Consider the following 23,588-nt stretch of genomic DNA (forward strand, 5'->3'; position numbering starts at 1 on the left):
CCAAGCCCCACGATAGCAAAAAGCTTTTGCCATTGTGGGGCTTGTGCCAATCCATCTTTTATCTTTACCATGTTATTTGTTTTTTAGTATACTCTTATTATTATGAGGGCCTGCTGCTTTTGATAATTCATTCATCTTATTTCTCTTAACCGTAAAAAAGTTTCATATATATCCAGAGCCCCATATCCCCACTCCCTGTTGGGATATGATAGTGCTGGATTTCGTTTTGCTCCCCTTATTAAAAAAGCTTTGATGGCGGCTTCACTCATTGCTGTGTTATGTCCTTCTATAATGCCCCAGCTTAAAAGATTAGCGACTGCACCAGCAACATGGGCGGCAGCAACCGAGGTTCCTGTTCGGGTAGTCATGGGAATGAAGTCTTGGTTCCTGCGCCCTATCGATGGACCGCTTACATTAACCCCTGGAGCTGCCAGATCCGGTTTAATCAATCCACCTATTGTGTACCCACGGCCGGAATGAATGTAGATGCTGTTATTTAAATGATTGTAGGCGCCTACTGTGATTGGAGAGGGAGAATCTCCCGGGAGGGTTATGGTAGTATATGGACTGGGAGCCAAAAACACGGTTTCATCGGAAATCAGGTTATGGGCCGGAAGCCACATATTAAATTGCCCAGTGAGATACTGAGTATTATACACGCGTATTCTCCAAATTCCATTTGCAGGGGCATTAAAACGTATAAAAACAAGCTGTTTGCCTGCGCCTGTCTCAATCAGCTGGTAATTAACAGTAATGACTGTGGGTTCTAAGAGGAACCCAATAGAGGTTTCGTTTCTGCCTATAATAGGAATGCGGCCTATGGATTCACCACTGGGAGAGACGAATCCAACGGAATATGTATCAGCGGCGGCAGCCCATAGTTCTACTACAAATCCGCGCTGGGATTCCGCGTTCCCGACTCGAATTTCCACCTCAACGGACTCTTCCCCTATCGGTACAGAGCCCATGTAATGATGCCCCCGACCAGTTTCATTGCCTGCAGCAATTACTGTGGCCATTCCCAGATTTCGGCTGATATCTTGAAGCATCACATTAAGTGGAGATGTCCCTTCATGGCTGCCCAGATTGGAGCCGATTCCCAGTAGAATGACCAGAGGCTTTCTTTGGCTGTATGCCTCCACGCGCAGGTACTTAATGCCCATCATAATATCATTCTCCTGATAAGCATCAGCATCACTGCTAACAAGATAGAAATCACGCAGATATTGTTTGGCTGGTTTTAATTTAACGATTACAAGTTCGCATTCCGGGGCGGCTCCTGTAAAATCCTGATTAGGCAGGATTCCTCCAGCAGCAATACCCGCCAAAAAGGTTCCATGTCCGTTGGTATCGGTAGACGGCACCACGGTAAGAGGATTATCAGATTCCAGTGCCTCGTTAATCTGCTCCCGCGTATATTCTGTGCCGTAGGTTGCCCCGCTGGCATTATAGCGGTTGGGTACACCGGTAGGAAGGATACTTTTATCTTCCGGAAGGCTCTGATCCCAAATACTTATGATTCTGGTAGTTCCATCCTGATTGCGAAAAAGGGGATTGGTATAATCAATTCCTGTGTCTATAATGCCGATTATAACACCTCTCCCTTGATTGCTCAGGGCAGGTGATGCGTGGGTTGCTAAAATGCCGGAAGCGTCCATACTGGAACTATCCAACAGTGTGTACAGTCCAGGGATACTGTAATAGGTAAACTCTCTTAGTGATATGGGTTCTACGGCATCTAGCGGGGTATATATAATACTGAAATCAGTGCTTACAAAGTCCATACAGAGAGTATCTTCCGAATTACCAGGAAGTTGCTGCCGGCTTCCGTAACGGTAGATAAAGTCAGCAATGGTCTCTGAGGCTGAATTAATAGGGCAGTCCGCCATGAGGTACCTCATATAGGGTATTGATAACAGTATATGCTGAATTTCAGAAACCTTTCACTGATTGGCAGCATAAAGCAAACAAGCAATTTTTTTCACATTCACTTACTGCTCCCTGCTCAGCAATTAAATACGGTCGAACGTATATATTCAGCTTAAGGATAATCCCCGCATATTTAACATACCGCCAAGAGGCAGCAAAGGGCGGGATAAGGAGTATGGCAGAAGAACTACTGTGGAACGTTCAAACAAACGCGAGAAACATATTTAACAAATTAAAAGAGTATGGGTATTTCCCTCAGAAACTATGCAAAAGTGCTGTCGTTGCCACGATATCAGGAAAACAACCGGGCAAAACCATCCTTCTTCGAGCAGACATGGACGCTCTGCCCATTCAGGAAGCGGCTCCTGTTCCTTTTGCCTCCAAAAATGGCTCTATGCATGCATGTGGACACGATATGCACACAGCCATGCTTTTGGGAGCAGCTAAATTATTAAGACAATACCAGCAGGATCTGGTGGGAACCGTAAAACTGGTATTTCAGCCTGACGAAGAGGGATTCACAGGTGCAAAGGCGATGCTAAAAGCCGGTGTTTTGGAAAACCCCCATGTAGATGCAGGCATTGCTTTCCATATTGTTTCCGGCATTCCATCCGGAACGGTTATGTGTGGTTCAGGCACCTGCATGGCAGGATGTACTTTATTTCAGATTCATATAAAAGGTACCGGCTGCCATGGCGCAATGCCGGAAACCGGAGTTGACCCCATCAATATTGCGGCCCATATTTATCTGTCTCTTCAGGAAATCATCGCAAGAGAAATTGCCCCCACCCAGCCTGCCGCACTTACCATTGGCAGGTTTTCTGCCGGCGAAGCTCCAAATATCATCCCTGAAGATGTGATTCTGGAGGGAACCATCCGTGCAATGGATTGCAAGATATCCAAATATATCTTTGACAGAATTGAAGAAATCTCCATTCAGACAGCTTCTCTCTTTCGCGGACAAGCTTGTGTGAAAGAAATTGCTTCCGCACCACCGCTGCAAAACGACAGTGAAATGGTCAAGGAGCTTGCCAGCTACATGAAGGAATGCTATGAGCCTTATAAAATAGTATTGTTTACACAAGGCGGTATGGGATCAGAGGATTTCGCCTCTTATACTTATGAGAGGCCATGCTGCTATATGTTAATAGGCGCCGGAACCCCAGAGGAAAATCCTCTATTCGGCAAACCGATGCATAATGACCACGTTGTATTTAATGAGGAGATTCTTTCCCTAGGCAGTGCACTTTACGCATCAAATGCCATAAACTGGCTGCGAAACCATAGCCAATAACTTTTTCTTTGTATGCTGAATATACTAATAAAAAAGGGTATTCATATGCGTACAAAACGATATACCGTTGTCATTGCGGGACTTATACCGGAAATCGTCACTCAGAACATTCTGGTTAAGATTTGGGGAAAAGCTGCCCAAAAAGTATACGCGAGTACAGGCATATATGTAAACGCATGGTTAAGCGAATCTTATTTCCTCTGTGGAGATAAACGGGGACCCGATCTGGACGGGCTGACCGCGAACTTTATAATCATATGGAATCCAGTGGAGGTTGGAAGTTATAAAGAGTTCCATGAAGCTTTTACACAGGTTGTAAACGGTGTAAGGGACATATTGGGTAATCCATATGTGTGGATTACGATAGATGACATAGAGTTCTATTATTTTGTAAAATGCTGAGAACAGAGAGCCGCCTTTGGGCGGCTTTCCTATTCTCCAAAGCACTGACTCATTAAGTTGTCTGCCGATTAAGACAGGCATCCTGTTTGTGTTGCACGTAAAATGAGCGTGTAAAGCTAGGTTTTAGAGTCGGGCCTGATTAACTGAAAACGTGGGTGGGGTAAGCAAAAGTTCCTTCACCCGCATTAAGTTTTGTGTTATTTTCATATGGTTTCTGTCCTTTTGCTTTCATATTCATTGCAGATAAATCAATTCAAATTTTCCAGTTCTGCAAACTGGAAGTTGTTATTCTGACAAATTACCTTCTCCACTCCACTACATCATCAATCTTCTTGCGTGGCCTTTCTTTAGGAAATTCATTTGGATAACCAAATGCAATAGCCGCAATAAGTTGTCCGTCACTATCCAACCACTTACACAGTTCTGGATATGCAAAATAAATATCACATATCCAAAGACTACCTATTCCCTTCTCAGTCGCGGCGAGAAGCATATTTTGTATAGCAGCACTTATAGATTGAATATTACAGATTTCATAAACACGTTCTTCTGTTGTTAATTCTTCCATAATACTTTTCCCCAGTGAATTAACAACAAAGACTATGATTGGTGCTTCTGCCATTATATCAATAGTGTATTTTGCAGAAGCTATGTGTTGTCTGCTTTGCGGTAACAATGCGCTATCGTTTTCTTCTCTCCCGATTCCTAGCCGGAAAACATTTATCATGTCTTCCTTAGCATTTCCTTGTATCACAATGAACTTCCATGGTTGTCTATTTTTAGAAGAAGGGGCTTTTATTCCACTTTGGATAATATCTATAATATCTTTTTGAGATATAGGTTTATCAATGAATTTCCGTGTGCTTCGTCTGTTATAAATTGAAGAAATCATTTTTACTTTTGTCCTTTCAAATATCGACTTGTTTATTCCCCCACCACATATTAGTTATTCGGAAGTTTTGTCACATTCTCAATAAAAGCATCCATTTTCATAGAGACTTCCTCCATCGTCAGGGCGGAATCAAGAAAACGCTTGACCACCACTTTCATATTCTCTCCAACCTCTATAAGATGCCCATCCAGATCTCTGTTGTGTTACTCACCGACAAGCCTGAAGTTGTCTTAGAGCTTTAATACGGCAACCTGTTCTTCTCCATCTTTTTCTCCGGTTTCTATAAATCCAAAAGAGACATACAGCGATTTGGCAACCGTGTTCTCTGGCTCATATGATAGCCAAACGGAAAAGCATACCCGTTGGATGTAATAGTGGCATACGCTTCAATAATGCTGATATCATTGCCAGCAACAAAAGATTTCTGACTATCTGAGACTTTTAACTTTAGAATATCCCAGACATTTTCGCCATTTATCTTTTCCAAATGAATCATTCCATTCACCTCTGAAAATCCCGATTTGTTAAATTGTTATAAGCCAAATGCGTCAGAATCGCAACCGCTTCGACTATTTCATGGGGAATTCTGGGTTCAACTTTTCAACGGAAAAATGCTCAATGATGCAATGCCAATTTATATAGGTTGTTTACTTGAAATAAGGCCGGATCTTATCTGCACCTTGCCCTAAAACTGCATTCCAAAATTTCTTAACATCCATCTCTGCGCTCCTGTCAAACTGATTCGTCATTTCTTACTTTTCGATTGAAATAAACGGAGGAAAGGTATCGGAGCTATCGTTACGCCGCATAGTTTTTGAGTCCACATCAAAACACTTGCCGTTGTATTCATAGTGTAGCTTATTAGCTTTAACATAAAAACAATGTTCCGATTGAAATGCAACAGGCTTAAAATGCCCTTCTTGTATCGGCTGATCCCGATACAAGACCTGATCTTCCGATAACTTCAGCACATCATTTTCAAGATGCACATCATAAATCCCACTTACGATAGCCTCTGCTGCCACATTTTTCCCTGATGCTGAAATGAAACGAAAACAGCCAGTCAAACTATTGGTGCTTTTTCGCTCCGCTAGTTCAAATCGGAACAGGGATACACTGCTGAAATCTTTTCGCAATTTTTCACGTTCTCCATCCTTTCCCATGAGCCATATCTTCTCATTAGATACAATAAACATATCCAACTGAAATCCGCTCTGAGAATATTTTAGATTAGAGAAAGATATTTGATCTGAGTAAACGCCCTGTAACGCACCATTTTCAAGTTCGTAAACTAATTCCTTTGTAAACAGCGTTTTGCCATCCACATTCGCTTCAATGAAGTTGATGATTTCTTTCATTAGCACCCGCCCATCCTTTCAATTTAAAATACACCTTTTTATGCCAAGAACGCATAAAAGCAACTTACAATTTTCAAGCCACACAACTTCTTATTTTCTTTCCATCCCATGCCGAAATTACATGAGAGGAATTTTGCATTGCACGAACAAGTTTTTCTGGATAATTTCCAGATTCCCATTTGACAGACAAAAACAATCCTTGCAACTCTGCCGCAGTAAAAACTTTTGTTTTCTTATACTCGATATTCATAAATTGACCTCTTACAAATTTCGTAATATATAAGAGTGGGGAAATTATCCCCTATTCTTATTTTTCGATTTCACGTTTCAAAATTATATTGCTCCTATCATACCTGCTTCAAATAAAGTTTCAAATGTATTTACTGCACCTCCATGCTCCACAATCCTCCCATCAACTACCTTATCAACATTAATGCCAGTAAATACCAATCGTTTGTTGGTTGGCTTCATTCCTAGCCATTCACCTTTATGTGTACCCTCCATTACAAATTCAGAGATGACATAATCACCATCACAAAATTGCTTAATAATCTTCATCTTATAATCGGGATATGTCTGCTTTGTTGCTTGTATGTGTTCTTTCATACCTTCAACGCCAACTGGAATCAGTCTTTCTCCCATTTTCACACAACATTTTTCATGGACAAACTCTGCTACTTTTCCAATTTGATCTTCAGATATGATAGTTTCATAGAAATATTTTATTTTCTCCACTGAATCCATTGTCCTACCTCTCAACTTTCCACTAGTTTATTCCTTCACCACGTATTAGGTATTCAGAAGTTTGGTCAAATCCTCAATAGAAGCATCCATCTTCACAGAGACTTCTTCCATAGTCATACCTGACGCCAGAAAACACCTGAGCACCATTTTCATATCCTCGCCAACCTCTATGAGATGCTCGTCCAGATCGTAGAACCGGATTACACGTTGTCCCCAGCTATGCTCAATGACTTCTCCCAAATATTCAATGTCCGAGTATGCTTTCAGCTTATTCAGGAAACCGTCAAAATCCTGTTCCTCAAAGACGATCTCCGCGTTGTTGGATTTCTTCAATACCTTTTCTTTTGGTATACTTACCAGCCAGTCAAAATCCTGCTGTAATGCCAGACCGCAGGTAAAAGCGATATTCCTTCCGTAATCCTGGTAGACCTCTAACCCGAACAGTTCCTCATAAAACTTTCTTGCGGCGCTGATGTCCGCTACCGATATAACTGTACATACATACTTCATATAAACGCTCCTCAATCTATAGCTGTTCTTTATTTCTGATAAATCCTTTTGTATAGCACACAACTAAATGAAATTATACTGCTTCCTTCTTTTTATAGCCATACTGACCAATCTCCATAGTCAAATGTACCGCTGCCGTGCTGTAATTTACCATCTTCCCGTAACTGCCTAAACGCATTTCTCATTCTGATTAAAATCTCCGGCTGAATATCCAAACTATGATGCGCAGGAAAAACCTTTTTGACCGGAAGCTCCGAAATCTTTTCAAGAGAAGCAAGGTATGCGTCCGGGTCTGTTGACGGATAATAGGCAAATAAAGTGTCCTTGTAAACCAGGTCTCCGGTAAACAGATAACCTCTGTCTGATTCCCAGAAACACATATGCCCCGGAGCATGGCCCGGTGTATGCAATACCTGTATATTCCGTCCGCCTAATTCAATGTTCTCTCCATCCTCCAGTACCTTTGTTGGCGTCCCCTGGAAAAACTCATAAGTGCCTGTATCGTAACCGTCTGGTAAATCGCAGCGGTCTGCCACCATCTCTCTGATTGTTTCTATTGTCAGAGGAAACTCACCGTTCAGCCAGCTCAATTCTTCCGCATGGGCATAAAAGTCCGGAAAATACTTATGGCCGCCAATATGATCCCAATGAATATGGGTGGCAACAGCCGTAACAGGCTTATTTGTCAGCTTCATTACTTCATCATAAATATTGCAGATTCCCAGACCCGTATCAATCAATAAGCTGCGGCTGGAGCCATTTAACAGATAGCAATGCGTCTCCTCCCAATGCCGGTATTCGCTGATAATATATGTATCTTCATCAATCTGATCAATCGTGAACCATTTATCCATTTGCAAGCATACCTCCATAATTAATATCTGATTCCCTTTGCAGAACATCACTTATTTTTCTGCCAAAGGGCGTTTATTACTTTCACTCATTAATATTATTTACTCTTTTTTCGTCTCTTCCTCTACAGGGCACCACGCCTCTCCAAATTTTATATCCCTGAATAGATCGGCAAGACCTGTAATTTGCTTGAGACGCAAAATTTCATCTCTATCCATTCCCAAATGCTTTGAGATCCAAGCGTCTGATCGCCCAAACTCATGAAGTTCCTTTACGATGTTGCTCATCAGATCCACATCGTGAGTGCCTCGTACCCTGTTATGGCGAACGGTGCTGGCCATACGTTTATCAATCGGTTTCTCAATGACAGAAACCGGCAGCAATCCTTGTTCTCTCTCGTAGATATCCAGATGATCCATCATCACCTGATACCGGTGGAAACCGTCCACAATCAGATAAATATCCTGCGATTTTACATAATAGCATACGACCGGCATCGTATATCCGTCTGATTTGATGCCCCTTCTCCTGAAGCTCCTGAATTACAGACTCGTCCAACCCACCGCCTTGTCGATGGAATCCTTTCATGCTGCCTCCCTAAACGGTTTACACACCTGTGTTTCCCTCTTTCCTTGTTTTTTATCATTGTAACATCTCCTGTACTGCCAGGCAATTCCCTATAAAGAGAAATTACCTAATACAGACTGAATAAACGGCTGGGAAAAAAACATTACTACGACAACCGTTGCATATAAAAGATATAACTCACGTTCCTTGCAGCCAAGCCAGTTTAATTGTGGAAACCGTTTAATAATCAATCTGCCTATTAAATATCCTATCATTGTACCTGCCACATTCGTTATCACATCATTTATATCGGTTGCGCGAAAGGTAAATATCTGCAGTATTTCAATACCCAGTGATGTCATCAGGCCCAAGCCCACTGTTTTCATCATGCTTCTGTATTCGGGCCATAAGCATGGAACAAATATACCTAATGGGATAAAAAGTAAAACATTCAGATAGCTGTTGGTTATATCGTTCAGCATACCATAAAAAGGAATAAAATTATAAGACCAACCGATTTTAATCCCTGTCACACTGGGAAACCCCACCAAAAAGCACATTGCAGTCAAATATAAAATTAAAATAATATAGGCAGCCGTCTTTTTTATGTTGTGGAAAATAAATATTTGATATAAAAAAAGAATCGGTATCAGTATCATTGATGCAGCCGCAGTTTCTATCCCTGTTGAATATATTCTATACATAAACATCTCCATATGCATATCCTGTCTCTGTACTAAATAGATGTATCTTTTCCGGCTTTAACCGAATATATGCCTCCTGCCCGACCTGGCCTGAGTAATCCGCGCCTGTTACCATTGTAATATCCGGTATGTCAGCCCCGGTGAGGAAAACCGCCACTTCACGCCCGGTATTTTCTAAAATGCTGATTTTCATCCGCACCGCATGAGGCTCGTCCGGTGCAGCCGGCACAATGTGTTCCGGACGGATACCGGCCTTAACAGGCCCCTGCAGTCCTCTTGTGGTCAGACCGCCTTTATCCATTGGAATACGGGCATTTCCCAGGGTCAGATAATGTTGTCCGTTATTTGAAATAAGCTCTGTGTCCCACACATTCATATTGGGGGAGCCTATGAATCCTGCAACAAACAGGTTTGCCGGATTTCTGTATATTTCCTGCGGTGTTCCGAACTGCTGCAGAACACCGCCTTTCATCACGGCAATGCGCGTCCCCATCGTCATTGCCTCCGTCTGATCATGGGTAACATATATGGTGGTTACCCCCAGCTCCCGTTGGAGCGTTATAATCTCCCGGCGCATTTCTGTGCGGAGCTTCGCATCCAGATTGGCTAACGGTTCATCCATGAGAAAAAGTCCGGGTTTTCTTATCATGGCCCGCGCAAGGGCAACACGCTGGCGCTGACCGCCGGACAAGGCCCCCGGCTTCCTTTCAAGCAGAGCATCCAGCTCCAGCTTTTGGGCTGTTTCTGCTACCCTTCCCTCTATTTCCTGTTTTCCGATGTGCTGCATTTTAAGGGGAAATGCGATATTATCTTTTACCTTCATATTGGGATAAAGGGCGTAATTTTGGAATACCATGGCAATATCGCGGTTCTTTGGCGGAACCTGGTTCACAATCCTGCCATCCATAACGACCTCACCGCTGCTTATACTCTCAAGTCCTGCAATCATACGCAGCAGTGTTGTCTTTCCGCAGCCGGAAGGGCCTACAAATACTATAAATTCCCCTTTCTTTATTTCCATGTCCATATCCTTAACAGCATGAACATCACCAGGATACCATTTATTCACTTTGCTTATCTGCAGATCGCCTGCAAAATTCCTGTTTTCCATAAATTAATCCTCTGTGTTAATCTTTCATTCCGGAAGATATAATGCCCTGCTCCAGATATTTCTGACCGGACAGGAATATCAGAAGAGGAGGCATCAGCGTAATCAGTGACGCGATTAATGATACCCCGGCGTTATCCGCTGTGATGTTTGGCATATACAATGACAGCGGCCAGAGCGCCTGGTTTTTTAAGAATGCCTGAGACGCCTCTATTGCGTTCCAGTATTCCAAAAACCCTAATACCACAGCCGACAGAATGCCCGGTGCGCCCAGCGGAAGCCCAAACCGCAAAAATGTCTGAAATGAGGAAGCCCCGTCCACGGCCGCCGCCTCCATGACCGCCGCCGGTATGTCCATGAAAAAACGTGTCATGATGAATACCGGAAGCGTTGATGCCGCACCGGGCAGTATGACCGCCCATACGGTATCAATCAGGCCCATCTTATTCAGGATAAGATAGCTGGAAACCATGGTTACCTGAAATGGCATGAGCATCAGGACAATATACAAAGTATAGAGTATCTTTTTTCCGCGAAAGTGAAACTTTGCAAACGCCCATGCCGCAGGAGCGCCCAAAAGGACATGACCGAGTATGATTGGGAAAACCTGCCTGCAGGAATTCCAGAATACCGTAAAGAACTGGGGCGTATCCAATAATAGTTCCACATATGCCGCCAGTGTCGGATAACGAGCAATTACGGGCCATACAGCCGTTCCTCCCCTTCCTTCCAGGACAGGCGCAAGGTTTTCAGACAACTCTGCCCCTCCCATAAAGCTCCCGGATATCAGCATCCAAAGAGGCATCCATATAAAGACCGCAATCAAAACAAGGGGTACGCCAAGAAGCCATTTTTTCATATCCTCTCTCATATCCTATCTCCTCTGTCCATGATTTTTTGCAGCAGTAGTATTAAAATAAATACCAGAATTGCCATCATCACAGCTCCGGCACACATTTTATCCACATCCAGATTGCCGTACCAGTTATTAAATAAATGCTGAAGCATGTAAATACTGTCATCCGAATAACCTCCCGCAATCAGATAAGCCTCCCTGAACACCTTAAAGGAATTGAGCAGCGACAGTACTGTAATGGTAAATAATGTGGGCATAAGATTGGGGAGTGTAATCCTCACAAACCGCTGAAGGCTTCCGGCGCCGTCTATCTGAGCCGCCTCATATAATGCCGGATTTATGGCGCTGAGTCCTGACAGCCACAGCACCATATTATACCCGAAATTCTTCCACAGATAAGCAAACACCAACACGCCAAAGGCTGCCTTACTTCCAATCCAGTCAACCGGATCCATACCCCAAAGCGCAAAGAACGCGTTGAGAAGTCCATTTTTGTGAAAGAACACCCGCCACAAAAGCACAATCGAAGCAACGGGAACCGCCATGGGCACAAGAAACGAGGTCTTAAAAATGCCGCGTTTTTCCCTGAAGGAGGCCAGCATCAGGGAAACAGCCAGGGAAAAGAGTAACAGAAGCGGTATGCAGACTAAGATAAATTTTGCTGTATTAGCTGCCGCCATCTTAAACGCATGGTTTCTCAAGACTGCCAGATAATTTTGAAATCCCACAAAGCGGTCACCGGCAGCCAGGAAAAAGGAACAGCGCAGAGCATCCAGCATAGGAATCAGCACCATAATGCTCACGAACAGCAGGCTCGGCAGCAAAAACAGCCATGGTACCATTTCTTCCCGGACCGGAACACTGTATTCACATTTTTTCCTCATCCAAAATCCTCCCTTCACGAACATCGGCGGCAAGTGTTTCTTTCAGACAGTAAAACAGAAAATCCACACATATCCACAGGAATGGCAGAAAATACATTGCTTTGCAAAAAGTCATATTGTGAGCAGAGGCTATCTTGAATGAAATCAGGCCAAGAGTCAGTGTATATGCCGCACAATAGAAAATCATTCTTTTGTAAGAGCGTATGGATACCAGCATTGCTGCGGCTGCCGTAAAGGCAGAGGCGCAAACAGAAAGCAGCACTGCCATAAATGACGAGGTCCAAAGCTCTATATCCCGGAAGGAAGGCCCCGCGGCCATCCAGTAGACCATATTTTTTCCCTGTTCCTTAAACAAATTTTCCCAAAACTCAAAATCAGACCACATTGCAGGGATAAACTCGGAAGGAAACTCTGGCAGGTCCATACAAAACCATAATACGGCCAATATACCGAAAGCCATTAAAAGATAAATAGCCAGTAGCAGGGGATAACGGTAAAGCCTTTTTCCATGCCTGATCACGCGCCCAAGGATTCCAAATGCCAGAATGATCGCAGGGAACCGGAGTATCATGCCAAGTACCCATGCAAATAATGTCAGGTCAAGGATCCCTCCCACCGGAAAACCTGCCGATGAGAGATACTGACCGGCCCTCTCCCCTGCTCCCGGATCTGTAAACGTCAGCTGCATATTGGATAAGGGTTCTTCCGATTCCGCCTGCGCCTGTAAGAATAACCTTGGTTCTTCCTCCTCAAATATGCCTCGGACATAGAACTGCTTTCCTTCCGCCTTTACCGGCACCCCAATCACATTGGTACTTCCCCACAGAGAGAATGCCAGACCGGTACTGACGGCACAGCCAGAGGCATCCGATCTGGCCGGATAAGCGCCGTCCGCCAGCATGGAGGATGATATATCCCCACAGTCTCCAAAGACGTCAACAACATCCGCCTTCATCTTCTTTTTATCTGAAGCCATTATCTCCTGTTCCGGGTATATCTGCCATAAAGTGACCTCCGGCTGGTTTCCTGCTCCATCCTGCCTTGCATACGTCTGCTGCCTGATAAGCTCTGAGGGGCTGACACCGTTCTTTTCCCATTTAATGCTCACACTTGTACAGTGACTGATGGCCGTACTATAGAAAGAACAAGCGGTACACCAAAGAACCGCTGCCAGTATTGCTGAAATTGTCAACGCCCGGTAATGGGCAAACCTGTTATTTTTCAATACGGACCCTGTCTCCTTCCGATATGATCTTATTTGAGCTTATAACTACCTGATCCGAATACGTAAGCGCGCCATCAACATACATGGTCTGACTGTCCCTTTCCTTAACGGTTATATCTACCCTTGCAATGACCCATTCTGTTCCCAGTACGGAGCTTTGTCTGCGGAGTACGAATACGTGATCTCCGGCGGAATCACTTCTGAGTGCGGTAAGAGGCAGACAATTTTGATACGTCTCGCTTTTCCTGCTCAGAAAAAGCTGTGCCGGCATACCGGAAGTATAACCTCCCTCCGACAGAACCGCAGTTACTAAAACCTGGTCCGACTCGTCCGGCGTGCTGATGGAATGAATCTCCACATCTGCTTTTTGTGTGCTTCCGTCCAATTTGTAATGAAGCTCTCCTTTGTCCCCGGCTGAAAAGCGGCGTGCTGAATCTTTATCCAGTTTTCCTTCAAAAACAAATCCTCTGTCAGCAGAGGAAAGTATGACTGCATCGTCCCCCTCCTTTGTTTTATCCCCGCGTTCCAGCGTCCTCACCACCGTACCAGGGGCCGGAGCCAAAAGGCATCCCCCATTATCCAAAATTTCCTGTAATGCAGCACGCGATTTCTCCTTATCTGACCGCTCAGATTCACAGGTGATTCTGTCAATCTCACCTTCCTTCTGCAATACATCAGCCTGTCTCCGGGCATCTTCCAATGCTGCCTGGGCGGTCTCAACTGCCCTTCCCGCAGCATAGAGTTCTTCCTCCTCAGAATATTGGTTATCCTCTGACTCACGCCGGGCACGGTTTAACGCTTCTCTTGCAGCATCAATGGCAGACTGGGCCTCACTGACTACAGACTCAGTTGAAAAATCGTTGCCTTCCCTGACTGCTTCCAGCACTGTTTCTGCTTTATAAAGAGCATCTTTGGCTTTATCAATGTTACGTCTCCAGCGTCTCTTGATGGAATCCAGGTTATCGTCTGCCCTGTCATAGGACGATGAGGTATAGTCTGCTTTTGAAAGTTCCTTTTTTGCCTGGTTAAATGCCTTTTGCGCAATGGAAAGTTCTTCCTCCGCCTCCTTCAGCTCCTCCGTATAATCCGCGGCATCATCCGGCTGCTTCCCTGCAATCGCTTCCTTTATTTCGCTGACTCTCTGATTTGCCATATTAAGTTCATCTTTCGCCTGCTCATACGTTTCTAATGCCTGCTGATAACCATCCTCTGAATCATCAAGATTTTCTGATTCCTCATCCAGCGCCTGTTCTGCGGCACGGATGGCGTCCTCCGCGTCCTCCCTTACGTTTTGCAGGTTTTCCCTCGCTTCCTTCACAAGCGCTTCTGCCTTATTAATAAGATTCTTTTCCGCATCTGCCAGTGTTTCTTCAAGCTTTGTATAATCTTCTTTCAGCCGCATCTCTGCCCTGGCATACTTTGCAGCAATGCGCTCATACGCCTTTTGGGCATCCTCCAGCGTACGCTGTGCCTCAATCACATCATTGCCGCCATTGTCTGCTGAAAGATCGATTCTCAGGTTAAGGATATGGATTTCTTCTTCCAGCTTCTTAATCTGTTCTTCTGCGGAAGGTTTATCAAATTCTATCAGTATTTCACCTCTGTCTACCGGTTTGCCCTCCCCTGCATTGACGGACACGACCTTAAGGCCATCCGGAAGGCTAATCCCCTTCTCTGCTGCCGCATGGATAATCCCTTCCATTTCAGCCCTGTTCATTAACGTTTTGCTTGTCATGGAAGACACTGCAACATGGGCAGTTGTAAAAGAATGGGATGCACGGGAAATGATTGTGCATACAAACATAAATGCGAAAAATCCAATCATAAGATATACAGCCATGCGCTGTACACGTTCTTCTATAAGGGGCCTGTATTTCTTTCCGGAAATAAGCATGGCCTTTTGCTGTCTGATTTTTTCCCCAATATGTAAACGCATAGCTGTATCATCTCCTGTCAGGTTAATTGAACACAATCATAATGATTTTGTCTGCCAGGTAAGAACCGTCCGCCTGCTGTTTCCCGAAACACAGTACAAAATCACTGTCCCCTATCCTGTCTTTTTCACTGTCCTCCAAAGAGTAGCTGCTGCCATCCGATTTCACGGTTCCCTTTTGAAATACTGTGTCTTCTGTATAAGTAACCGTCATGCTGCCCCCATCTCCTGAAGATGAAGTGCCGTCCGCAAAGGGTGATGTATTAATCACGCACCCGGTATTCGAGCATTTGCCGGCTGTGCCGCTCAAATCAGCAGACTTCATCATGTCATTCGCATCTGCAAAGGTATCCATTGTATCTGAATCCCCGTTCCCGGCATCATCCGGACTTTGCAGAGGTGAATCATTTTGGACCGCTTCCTCCTGCTTTTCAGGGACTTCCTCCTTCTCCGCCTTACCGGCAGTATTTACAGGATTGCTTTCCTGTCGCTCTGTCGCTTCCATTCTTTCTGTTTCCGTTTTTGCATTTGTCTCCGTACCTGCACAGCCGGTAACCAAAAGCATCCCCGCGCAGATAGCTGCATATATCCCCATCATTCCTCTTTTCATAAGCTGTCTTTTCATCGTTTTGAATTCTTTCCTTTGCATATAAAATTTTTACATTTGTTCATTGATATAAAGACTGGCCCGGCTCTGAATTCTTTCAGCCGCTTCCAGGGCGCTCCTGACCCCTGAAAAATATTCCCGGGCCTCCTCCAATATCAGTGATTCCAGTGTCTGATTGTCATTCTCCACATAGGCTGCGCTGCTTAAAAGCTGCTTTGTCAGCTCCGCATCTTCTTTTGTTGCCTTGCCGTCTTCGTAAATCCACGTCCAGACAGATTTTCCATCCACCGCCGCCTGCGTGACCTTATCAAACGCCCTCTTATGAATCGGAAGCATCATACAGGACATCTGATGCTCCTCTGTCAATAGTGTTCTGACAAATTCCCATGCCCCTTCCTTCCGGGTGCTGGACGAGGAGATTCCAACCTTCACTTCCGGTTTGATTACATGGTACTCACCGCCGCCTCCGGGAAGTCCAAGAAATCTCAGGTTTCCGTTGTAGTAATTTCTGTACCGGGTGATGTGGTAAACGCTCAGCACAGTCTCATAGGCTGCTGCATAGGTATCACTTATCTCCATTCCTCCAAAGCCATTCTGGCTGCTTTCCTGTATTTTACCGGCAAATTCCAGCATTTTTACAAATTCAGGCTAATCAAATGAGCATTTACCCAGGCTCCAGTCAATAAAACTGCCGTCTGTCTGAAGCATGTCTCTCAAAAAGGAAGCTCCGGACAGATTGTCTATGGAATTGGCTCCGTAAGTATCAAGGACCTTTTCCAGATCCTGAACGGTCCAGCCATTGCTTCCATCCACAACATCCGCGCCGGCCAGCATAGTGGATATGGCTGCTCCGTCTGTAAGATAAGGTAACTTTCCATCCAGGCTGATAGCTTCAAAGACATTTTCAAAGTAATCCTCTGTCCGGATTTCCGGATCATGTTCCATATATGGATAGAGATCTTCCAAAAGCCCTTTACCTAGATAAATCTGTACAGACAAATTACTCATATCCAGGATATCCGGCATATCGCCGGAGATGATCCGTGTATTAAGATTCAAAATGGCATTATCCCATTCCTCGTTGGAAACATTTTGTGCATACGGAAAATACTCTGTCAGCTCAACCTTATACCTGTCGTTTGTTTTGTTAAAATCGGATACGGCCTGGACAATGCCAGGAGTCGCAGTCAGGCTCACCATACTCAAAATCTCCCTCTCATCCTCCCCCTTGGCCAGAACCGCCATTTCATACGATAATACCCCAGTCTGATTGGATGAGGCCGCCAGGACCACAAAACGCCCATCCGTGCATTCTCCAAGATGAACTTCTGATGTGCCAAGTCCCATATCCGACCAGTTAAAGACAGGGATGCCCTCCTGTGCTCCCGCAGCATACCCATACAAAACGGAAGAATCAAACCGATAGAAATCTTTGTTCACTCCTCCATACAGTCCTGCTGTTGCTCCCAGACAGATTTTATCTTTCCTCCAATCCCGGCTCTCCATGTCCACTGTAAGCAGGTCATAGTTCATACGGTCCGAGGAAGTCGCACAAATACCTATCTGTCCCTTGGCAGTCGTTGTCATTGTCATAAGATTTCCCTCATAATCGAGAGAAAATAAGAAACTGCCGTTGTTGTCGAACAGATAGACCAGCGTATTTCCGCCTTTTGCAGCCACACAGATATTTCCCTCCATATCAATGCTAAGGAACAAATCTCTTCCAACTGCCGATATGACCGGGCTGTCCATCACACCTGCCAGGTCAACCGATTGGACCTGTGAACCACTGTTGTCAAATTTCCTTAAACTATAACCGCCTGCCTGTTCCAGGCAAACCGCCCAGATGCTGTTATCCGGGGCAAAGCCAAAATCCAGAAGTGAGACAGAAGCATCCAGATCCAGATTCTGTTTCAAAAACTTGCCGTCATCAATATCCATTGCTGCCAAATAGGACGTGCCATCTTCCTCCAGGCAGCACAGATAGGCCATATCATCTTTGAGCAGAAGTCTTTCAATTCCTGTCACGGTGTCCGGAATATCAAAAAAGTCTGCAACATAGGAAGCAGCAGGCTGCATGGTATCCATGCGGTTCCCGCAGGCTGTTACGGTAAAAATCATTGCTGTTATTCCCAGAATTGTAAAGATCCGTTTTATCTTCTTTCTCATAGCCACCTCCATTTTCTAAAATTACCTCCTTTCATATAAATATTGCCTGCTCTATCAGGCAGTTTAAGCATACCATTGATGAGCAGGCAGTTTTTTAATTTGAGATAATTGATTTTCTATGGAATGGTAAATGAATGATTAAGAAATTCCTAAGGCGATATGGCAATGATCAGCATTCGTCTGTCTGACAAAAATTTTACCTCATTACCAATTTTTTTATTGACAATGAGGTTGATTTTTCTTGCAATGCTGTAAAAATATTCTTCTTTGAGAGGATAACCGGCGTAGGATTTTTTCTCGACTAAGCCAAACTGTTTTAGTTCATTCAGTTGCAAATCTCTAAGGTTTTGTGACAGGGATTTTGGATGAATCTAATGGGATTTCAATGATGAAAGCAGTGCGTCCATTACTGCTTTCAGCCTTTATCTGTCCGCCATGCAGTACAATAATATTTTTTGCAATAGCAAGCCCCAGGCCGGAGCCCCCTGTTTCGCTTAATCTCGCATTGCTTAAACGGCAGAATTTATCAAAAATCACATTGAGCTTTTCCTCCGGAATTTCCCCGTCATTTTCAAATTGAATCACAGTCCATTCTGAAAGTTCTTTGGCCGATACTTTGATAACACTATTGTCCGTACTATAAGAAATGGCATTTTTAAGGATATTATTAAATACTCTGGCCAGCTTATCAGAATCTCCATATACAGATATGTCCTCATCTACATGATTCTCTATGATCTTTCCACATGCATTCAACTGCGGATACAATTCATCTGAAATCTGTGCAATCATATAGTAAAGATCAACCTTTGTCTTTTGAAGCGGAAGGGCTTCAGAGTGGCTGCGGGTGATCTCAAAAAATTCATTCACCAGGTTTCTGAGCCGATTGGCTTTTTCCCATGCGGTGTGGATATATTTTGCTTTCTCCTCATCAGGCATATCCGGTGTTTCATCCAAAAGACTAAGATATCCGATTACAGAAGTCAGTGGGGTCTTGATATCATGAGCCAGATATACCACAAGATCATTCTTCTGCTGCTCTGCCCTCTTAGCCTTATCCGCCCGTTCTGCAAGTGTCCGCTTTACGTCAGCCAGTTTATGCTCCACACTCTCCAGTTCCGGAGACAGTGAAATCGCCGCCCTTTCCTCCATAAGCTTGTCAATCCCTGTTACTACTTCATCAAAATATCTTTTATATGTGTCCAACAGCATGTGGAACAACAAAAAAACAAATATGATAATGACCAACGCAAGAATAAACTGCATATTGACAGTCACTATCTTGAAATATATCAAATCAGCTTCCTTCTCACTGATTGAAAGACTGCGTGCAAACCACCCAACAATCGCATCTGCCAAATGTCCACGCGTCAGCATCCGCAGTGCAAAGACTGCAGCAACTGCTCCCACTGTAATCCATAATCCTCTGATAAATGTAATATGGCCGAGCTTTGAATAGTTGTATTTTGTATTTTTAAATTTCCCCAATTTTATATCCAACCCCCCATACCGTTTTTATATATCTGGGGTTTTCCCCGGTATCCTTCATCTTCTCGCGAAGATGTCGGATGTGTACGGTAATCGTATTGTTACTCTTGGTATAATATTCTTCCTGCCAGACTTCATGGAATAATTCTTCGGCACTGACGACACTGCACTTGTGCTCTAAAAGAATCCTTAGTATGGAAAATTCCGTAGGAGTCAGTGACAGCGTCTCTCCATTAAGCCGGCATTCATATGTCTTAATGTTCATCGTTAATCCGGCATATTTAAAGATTTCATCCGCTGCCGGAACCGCTGAGCCTACATTATATTTCTTATAACGGCGAAGCTGGGCCTTTACCCTTGCTACCAGCTCAAGAGGCAGAAACGGTTTTGTAATATAATCATCTGCACCAAGCGTAAGTCCGGTAATTTTATCCGTCTCTCCATCCTTTGCCGTAAGCATAATTACCGGATATGTGTACTCCTTACTTCGTATGGACTGACATATCGAAAGTCCGCTGATATCCGGAAGCATGATATCCAGTATAGCCAAATCAAAGTCTGTACTCCCGATACAGACAAGTGCTTCCTCTCCTGAATAAAACTTATATACATCCATATTTTCATTTTGAAGATATACTTCAATCAGATCCGCAATTTCTTTCTCATCATCAACAACAAGTATCTTTTCAAGCAAAGCATGACACTCCTTTCAGTTTAGATCATATACATTATACCGCAAATAGACTTTACTTGATTAAGAATATTATCAGTACTTTTGATGCCTATCATATTTTATCACATAATCAACTTGGGCCATTAACGATTTGTGAACTTCACCTTTTTGCATTTCCTTACGAATGCGGGTATTTTCAATGACGACCGGAACATCTGCTCCATTATTATTTCCTCTATTAAGCCCTAAACAGCAAAGTTCAGGACATGGCATTTGGACAATTATTTTCCCTTTTTTAAATTGCTGTGGTTTTTTATTAAATTCCATAAATATATAACCCATTTTTTCTTTCTGGAATTTAGCTGTTCATAAGTTTTGTTAAGTCCTCCACAGAAGCGTCCATTTTCACAGAGATTTCTTCCATTGTCATACCGGAAGCAAGAAAACGCTTTAGCACCATTTTCATATCCTCCCCAACCTCTACGATATGACCGTCCAAATCGTAAAACCGAATCACCCGTTGACCCCAGCTATCGCCGTGCTCCATGCTGCATCTTGCAATTTTGCATGCCTGGTTTCCTTCATCGCAGCCGCAGCCAGGACAGTTTTATTCAAAAACATGGGACAAAGCCCACAATTTAATCCACAGAGGGAAAAAAATTGATTCTGTCGTTTAAATCCTTTCATGATACCTCCTTAAGTCCTTTACACGCATCCGATTCAGCTGAAGTGAATTTATACTTGTCCCAACAGACTTATTTCCTCTAACATTATACTGGGTCTGTGGAATGATTGTATTATTTAATGCTAAAGAATTTATTAATCATTTCCTAAGGTGCAGATAATATGCGTTTTCCCGCTATCAGAGGACTCTTCGGCCAAAACCACATCCTCACCAGGCCGCCATGCCTGTCCAAACTTCACACCGCGGAACAGGGCAGCCAGACCGGTAATCTGCTTGAACCTCAAAATCTTATCCCGATCCATCCCCAGGTGTTTGGAAATCCATGCGTCAGAACGCCCCAACTCATACAGTTCCTTAATGATATTACTCATTAAGCCCACATCATGTGTTCCACAGGCGCGGTTATGACAGATGGTACTTGCAATCCACTATGAGCTAAACTATTATTGTCCATTTTGGACCTCCTGTGCTTTTTATTTGTGGTTTGCAGACCTACATCTAGTTTAGCACAGGAGTTGCTTTTATCTGAAGATATTCCCTCCACCTGCAGAGCAGGCGGTTTATTTTTACCGTGGCACCAAAAAATAAGAGTAAGGAATTCCCATTCCCTATTCTTATTTTTCCTCTTAATTGTACTAGCTATAATGGATATAGCTAATCAATCATATCTTCAGCCATAGCCACCAGTTCATTTTTTGACACATATGGTATCTTTTGAAAGAGATTGCCCTGATGCCGGTTCGGCAGATGGTATATTGAGTTTCTTCGGAATTGAAAACACTAACCATCGCCGACTGGGATGCATCTCCGTTTGTTTTTATTAACACATTGATGCCGCCTGTATTCCTGCAATTGCACCGTCAGCAACTGCTGTAGCTACCTGTCTTACTTTCTTTACACAGATATCTCCAGCAGCAAATACTCCCGGAATTTCTGTCTGCATCAATTCATCCACTGGAATATATCCGTGTTCTAACTTCAATTCCGTGTAGATCTGAGTGTTCGGAACAATTCCTGCATAAACAAATACTCCGCACTCTCCATCTTTTACAATCTGTTTATTTCCTGTTTTGTTGTCGGTAAATTCAAGTTCCTCAACTATTTCGTTGCCATATACTGCTGTGAGACTTGAATGTGGCATGATTTCAATGTTATGGTGTGCGGCAACCTTATCTTTAAATTCCTGTATACATACAAGTTCATCTTCCACGCATACGATTGTTACTTTTCCAGCAATTCCAGCCAGGTAAATGGCTTCCTTTACTGCGCCATCTGCTCCACCAATGATATAGATATTTTTACCCTTATAATCAGGACCATCTTTTGGTGCGTTTAATCGGACACCTTTCAGACCTTCACCTGGAATTCCTAACATACGGCCAGAACCACCATTGGCGAGAACCACGGTTTTACATTCATAACTTTCTTGATCCGTAACGACTTTCTTAATTTTACCTATTAACTTTGTTTCTGTCACGTTCTCATAGCGAATCTCTACACCGGCACTAAGTACTTGCTCTTTCATACGTTCAGCAAATGTCTTACCAGATTCTTCTTTCATGATTGCCGTATAGTGCGTAACTGTCGAGACAGTTCCAATCAAACCGCCAACCTGACCCTTTTCCAACATCAGAATCTTTTTTCCTCTGCTTTTTCCATAAATAGCTGCACTGATACCGGCTGGTCCGGCTCCAATAATAATCATATCATACATTTGAATATCCTCCTGCTGCACACATAACAATATTGCCTTATTTATATAGCTGTTCCACTGATTCTACAATCTGATTTAAGTTTTCTTCATTTCAGGAATCCTTAATTGATAGCATATGCAATATACTCAGATTTTACCCATTACGAACATTATATTCATAACCAGGCGGCCTTCTATTCCGTCCCATCCCCCACCATGATCAGATGGATATCCCGCTCCTGGATCCGCTCCAGCTCCTTTTCATCAAACACCTTTGTGGTCACCACGCCTGTATAATCCTGGAGGTTGTTGATCTTCATCAGGGCCTGTCGGTTAAATTTGGAATGGTCCACCACCAGGTAACTTCTGTTTGCATTTTTTGTAACCATGCGCTTTAGGGATGCCTTGTCCATGGTGGGGGTGAGTACATTAAAATTGGAATCAATAGACATTGCCCCCATAAATGCGATCCCCACATGAATATAGGACATCATCTGATTGGAAAATGTCCCGAATATGCTTCCTGTCTCCTTCTGTACCGTACCACCGCAGATCATCAGCTCCACATTGCTTCTGTGGAGAAGAAATCCCACCTCAATATCATTTGTAATGACAGTCAGGTCCGGTATGCTCATGATCCGCTTTGCGATCTCGCAGATCGTGGTACCGGAATCCAGGAACACCGTGTCCCCGGGCTTTACCATGGCCGCACAGGCTGACGCCAGCTGCTGCTTTTCCTCCATCATGGTGACCATCTTTTCCGTATAGGTTGCCTCATGCTTGATAACCGCCGCACCGTGGCGGCGCTCGATGATCCCCTCCTGCTTCAGCTTGTCCAGATCCCTCCGGATCGTCATCCGGCTCACATCCAGGATCTCGGCCAGACGCTCCACCTGTATATTGCCCTTTTCACTGACCAGTTCCACGATCCGGTTCTGCCGCTCCTCTGCTGCGCTCATGTTGTCCCCGCCTTTCTCCACCTGTTTAAACCAATGGTACTATCTCTCCATGCTGC

The 23,588-nt window shown here is 43.9% G+C and carries 22 protein-coding genes and 6 pseudogenes; 2 read left to right on the top strand and 26 right to left on the bottom strand.

Going from position 1 to position 23,588, the window contains the following annotated elements:
- Positions 1-131: 131 nt before the first annotated feature.
- A complete protein-coding gene (locus tag HMPREF9469_RS29615; RefSeq protein WP_007871353.1) occupies positions 132-1,889 on the bottom strand; it encodes a S8 family peptidase in 1,758 nt (585 codons plus the stop codon).
- A 215-nt stretch (positions 1,890-2,104) separates the two neighbouring features.
- Here HMPREF9469_RS29615 and HMPREF9469_RS29620 point away from each other — a divergent pair, with 215 nt between their 5' ends.
- Positions 2,105-3,223, top strand: coding sequence for a M20 metallopeptidase family protein (locus HMPREF9469_RS29620; RefSeq protein WP_007871362.1), 1,119 nt, complete (start codon positions 2,105-2,107; stop codon positions 3,221-3,223).
- Positions 3,224-3,268: 45 nt separating this feature from the next.
- Positions 3,269-3,625 carry a hypothetical protein gene (locus HMPREF9469_RS29625; protein WP_007871364.1) on the top strand — a complete coding sequence of 119 codons (357 nt, stop codon included), beginning with the start codon at positions 3,269-3,271 and terminating at the stop codon, positions 3,623-3,625.
- A gap of 298 nt (positions 3,626-3,923) precedes the next feature.
- On the opposite strand, the gene HMPREF9469_RS29630 is transcribed toward HMPREF9469_RS29625, so the two are convergent.
- The 25 genes and pseudogenes from HMPREF9469_RS29630 to HMPREF9469_RS29735 form a co-directional block, all read right to left on the bottom strand.
- Entirely contained in the window at positions 3,924-4,517 is a 594-nt protein-coding gene (locus HMPREF9469_RS29630; RefSeq protein ID WP_007871372.1) for a nitroreductase family protein, read from the bottom strand.
- 50 nt (positions 4,518-4,567) lie between these two features.
- A pseudogene (locus HMPREF9469_RS33955) lies at positions 4,568-4,711 on the bottom strand (VOC family protein); the annotation flags it as partial.
- Positions 4,712-4,797: 86 nt separating this feature from the next.
- Positions 4,798-5,013 (bottom strand): hypothetical protein, encoded by a 216-nt coding sequence (locus HMPREF9469_RS29635; protein WP_007871375.1) that lies wholly within the window; start codon positions 5,011-5,013, stop codon positions 4,798-4,800.
- Positions 5,014-5,269: 256 nt separating this feature from the next.
- Entirely contained in the window at positions 5,270-5,875 is a 606-nt protein-coding gene (locus HMPREF9469_RS29640) for a hypothetical protein (protein WP_007871377.1), read from the bottom strand.
- 73 nt (positions 5,876-5,948) lie between these two features.
- Positions 5,949-6,125: a hypothetical protein gene (locus tag HMPREF9469_RS31695; protein ID WP_227884806.1), complete on the bottom strand. Its 177-nt coding sequence runs from the start codon at positions 6,123-6,125 to the stop codon at positions 5,949-5,951.
- An 83-nt stretch (positions 6,126-6,208) separates the two neighbouring features.
- On the bottom strand, positions 6,209-6,619 hold the full coding sequence (locus HMPREF9469_RS29645; protein WP_007871378.1) for an ester cyclase: 411 nt from the start codon (positions 6,617-6,619) through the stop codon (positions 6,209-6,211).
- A gap of 45 nt (positions 6,620-6,664) precedes the next feature.
- Positions 6,665-7,129: a VOC family protein gene (locus HMPREF9469_RS29650; RefSeq protein ID WP_007871381.1), complete on the bottom strand. Its 465-nt coding sequence runs from the start codon at positions 7,127-7,129 to the stop codon at positions 6,665-6,667.
- 92 nt (positions 7,130-7,221) lie between these two features.
- Positions 7,222-7,983, bottom strand: coding sequence for an MBL fold metallo-hydrolase (locus tag HMPREF9469_RS29655; protein WP_007871384.1), 762 nt, complete (start codon positions 7,981-7,983; stop codon positions 7,222-7,224).
- Positions 7,984-8,082: 99 nt separating this feature from the next.
- A pseudogene (locus HMPREF9469_RS29660) lies at positions 8,083-8,499 on the bottom strand (ParB N-terminal domain-containing protein); the annotation flags it as partial.
- Between the two features lie 159 nt (positions 8,500-8,658).
- Positions 8,659-9,252, bottom strand: coding sequence for a VanZ family protein (locus HMPREF9469_RS29665; protein ID WP_007871388.1), 594 nt, complete (start codon positions 9,250-9,252; stop codon positions 8,659-8,661).
- Positions 9,245-10,363: an ABC transporter ATP-binding protein gene (locus HMPREF9469_RS29670; RefSeq protein WP_007871390.1), complete on the bottom strand. Its 1,119-nt coding sequence runs from the start codon at positions 10,361-10,363 to the stop codon at positions 9,245-9,247. Before HMPREF9469_RS29670 ends, HMPREF9469_RS29665 begins: the two co-directional genes overlap by 8 nt.
- Before the next feature lie 16 nt (positions 10,364-10,379).
- Positions 10,380-11,219: a carbohydrate ABC transporter permease gene (locus tag HMPREF9469_RS29675; protein ID WP_040417831.1), complete on the bottom strand. Its 840-nt coding sequence runs from the start codon at positions 11,217-11,219 to the stop codon at positions 10,380-10,382.
- Positions 11,220-11,227: 8 nt separating this feature from the next.
- Complete coding sequence (locus HMPREF9469_RS29680) at positions 11,228-12,100, bottom strand: carbohydrate ABC transporter permease (RefSeq protein WP_007871394.1); 873 nt, start codon at positions 12,098-12,100, stop codon at positions 11,228-11,230.
- Positions 12,084-13,325 carry a hypothetical protein gene (locus tag HMPREF9469_RS29685; protein ID WP_007871396.1) on the bottom strand — a complete coding sequence of 414 codons (1,242 nt, stop codon included), beginning with the start codon at positions 13,323-13,325 and terminating at the stop codon, positions 12,084-12,086. Before HMPREF9469_RS29685 ends, HMPREF9469_RS29680 begins: the two co-directional genes overlap by 17 nt.
- The gene (locus HMPREF9469_RS29690) at positions 13,315-15,261 is read right to left on the bottom strand and encodes a hypothetical protein (protein WP_007871400.1); all 1,947 of its coding nucleotides are present in this window, start codon (positions 15,259-15,261) and stop codon (positions 13,315-13,317) included. Before HMPREF9469_RS29690 ends, HMPREF9469_RS29685 begins: the two co-directional genes overlap by 11 nt.
- Before the next feature lie 22 nt (positions 15,262-15,283).
- Entirely contained in the window at positions 15,284-15,883 is a 600-nt protein-coding gene (locus tag HMPREF9469_RS29695) for a hypothetical protein (protein ID WP_007871401.1), read from the bottom strand.
- A 33-nt stretch (positions 15,884-15,916) separates the two neighbouring features.
- Positions 15,917-18,046 (bottom strand): annotated as a pseudogene (locus HMPREF9469_RS29700) (ABC transporter substrate-binding protein).
- A gap of 327 nt (positions 18,047-18,373) precedes the next feature.
- The gene (locus HMPREF9469_RS29705; protein WP_007871406.1) at positions 18,374-19,522 is read right to left on the bottom strand and encodes a sensor histidine kinase; all 1,149 of its coding nucleotides are present in this window, start codon (positions 19,520-19,522) and stop codon (positions 18,374-18,376) included.
- On the bottom strand, positions 19,509-20,216 hold the full coding sequence (vanR, locus tag HMPREF9469_RS29710) for a VanR-ABDEGLN family response regulator transcription factor (RefSeq protein WP_007871408.1): 708 nt from the start codon (positions 20,214-20,216) through the stop codon (positions 19,509-19,511). Before vanR ends, HMPREF9469_RS29705 begins: the two co-directional genes overlap by 14 nt.
- Before the next feature lie 72 nt (positions 20,217-20,288).
- Positions 20,289-20,537, bottom strand: coding sequence for a hypothetical protein (locus HMPREF9469_RS29715; RefSeq protein ID WP_040417811.1), 249 nt, complete (start codon positions 20,535-20,537; stop codon positions 20,289-20,291).
- Between the two features lie 16 nt (positions 20,538-20,553).
- A pseudogene (locus HMPREF9469_RS33960) lies at positions 20,554-20,742 on the bottom strand (VOC family protein); the annotation flags it as partial.
- Positions 20,734-20,882 (bottom strand): annotated as a pseudogene (locus HMPREF9469_RS32560) (DUF3795 domain-containing protein); the annotation flags it as partial. The pseudogenes HMPREF9469_RS32560 and HMPREF9469_RS33960, both read right to left, overlap by 9 nt.
- A gap of 132 nt (positions 20,883-21,014) precedes the next feature.
- Positions 21,015-21,305 (bottom strand): annotated as a pseudogene (locus HMPREF9469_RS29725) (chromosome partitioning protein ParB); the annotation flags it as partial.
- Positions 21,306-21,700: 395 nt separating this feature from the next.
- On the bottom strand, positions 21,701-22,594 hold the full coding sequence (locus HMPREF9469_RS29730; RefSeq protein WP_007871413.1) for an NAD(P)/FAD-dependent oxidoreductase: 894 nt from the start codon (positions 22,592-22,594) through the stop codon (positions 21,701-21,703).
- 173 nt (positions 22,595-22,767) lie between these two features.
- The gene (locus HMPREF9469_RS29735) at positions 22,768-23,532 is read right to left on the bottom strand and encodes a DeoR/GlpR family DNA-binding transcription regulator (protein WP_007871419.1); all 765 of its coding nucleotides are present in this window, start codon (positions 23,530-23,532) and stop codon (positions 22,768-22,770) included.
- Between the last annotated feature and the right edge of the window lie 56 nt (positions 23,533-23,588).

The organism is [Clostridium] citroniae WAL-17108 (assembly GCF_000233455.1).
Taxonomy (GTDB): domain Bacteria; phylum Bacillota; class Clostridia; order Lachnospirales; family Lachnospiraceae; genus Enterocloster; species Enterocloster citroniae.

Bases quoted from the DNA above. Each gene is read 5' to 3' on its own strand.
- HMPREF9469_RS29615 (WP_007871353.1), bottom strand. From the start codon at position 1,889: ATGGCGGACTGCCCTATTAATTCAGCCTCAGAGACCATTGCTGACTTT.
- HMPREF9469_RS29620 (WP_007871362.1), top strand. From the start codon at position 2,105: ATGGCAGAAGAACTACTGTGGAACGTTCAAACAAACGCGAGAAACATA.
- HMPREF9469_RS29625 (WP_007871364.1), top strand. From the start codon at position 3,269: ATGCGTACAAAACGATATACCGTTGTCATTGCGGGACTTATACCGGAA.
- HMPREF9469_RS29630 (WP_007871372.1), bottom strand. From the start codon at position 4,517: ATGATTTCTTCAATTTATAACAGACGAAGCACACGGAAATTCATTGAT.
- HMPREF9469_RS29635 (WP_007871375.1), bottom strand. From the start codon at position 5,013: ATGATTCATTTGGAAAAGATAAATGGCGAAAATGTCTGGGATATTCTA.
- HMPREF9469_RS29640 (WP_007871377.1), bottom strand. From the start codon at position 5,875: ATGAAAGAAATCATCAACTTCATTGAAGCGAATGTGGATGGCAAAACG.
- HMPREF9469_RS31695 (WP_227884806.1), bottom strand. From the start codon at position 6,125: ATGAATATCGAGTATAAGAAAACAAAAGTTTTTACTGCGGCAGAGTTG.
- HMPREF9469_RS29645 (WP_007871378.1), bottom strand. From the start codon at position 6,619: ATGGATTCAGTGGAGAAAATAAAATATTTCTATGAAACTATCATATCT.
- HMPREF9469_RS29650 (WP_007871381.1), bottom strand. From the start codon at position 7,129: ATGAAGTATGTATGTACAGTTATATCGGTAGCGGACATCAGCGCCGCA.
- HMPREF9469_RS29655 (WP_007871384.1), bottom strand. From the start codon at position 7,983: ATGGATAAATGGTTCACGATTGATCAGATTGATGAAGATACATATATT.
- HMPREF9469_RS29665 (WP_007871388.1), bottom strand. From the start codon at position 9,252: ATGTATAGAATATATTCAACAGGGATAGAAACTGCGGCTGCATCAATG.
- HMPREF9469_RS29670 (WP_007871390.1), bottom strand. From the start codon at position 10,363: ATGGAAAACAGGAATTTTGCAGGCGATCTGCAGATAAGCAAAGTGAAT.
- HMPREF9469_RS29675 (WP_040417831.1), bottom strand. From the start codon at position 11,219: ATGAAAAAATGGCTTCTTGGCGTACCCCTTGTTTTGATTGCGGTCTTT.
- HMPREF9469_RS29680 (WP_007871394.1), bottom strand. From the start codon at position 12,100: ATGAGGAAAAAATGTGAATACAGTGTTCCGGTCCGGGAAGAAATGGTA.
- HMPREF9469_RS29690 (WP_007871400.1), bottom strand. From the start codon at position 15,261: ATGCGTTTACATATTGGGGAAAAAATCAGACAGCAAAAGGCCATGCTT.
- HMPREF9469_RS29695 (WP_007871401.1), bottom strand. From the start codon at position 15,883: ATGAAAAGACAGCTTATGAAAAGAGGAATGATGGGGATATATGCAGCT.
- HMPREF9469_RS29715 (WP_040417811.1), bottom strand. From the start codon at position 20,537: ATGGGTTATATATTTATGGAATTTAATAAAAAACCACAGCAATTTAAA.
- HMPREF9469_RS29730 (WP_007871413.1), bottom strand. From the start codon at position 22,594: ATGTATGATATGATTATTATTGGAGCCGGACCAGCCGGTATCAGTGCA.
- HMPREF9469_RS29735 (WP_007871419.1), bottom strand. From the start codon at position 23,532: ATGAGCGCAGCAGAGGAGCGGCAGAACCGGATCGTGGAACTGGTCAGT.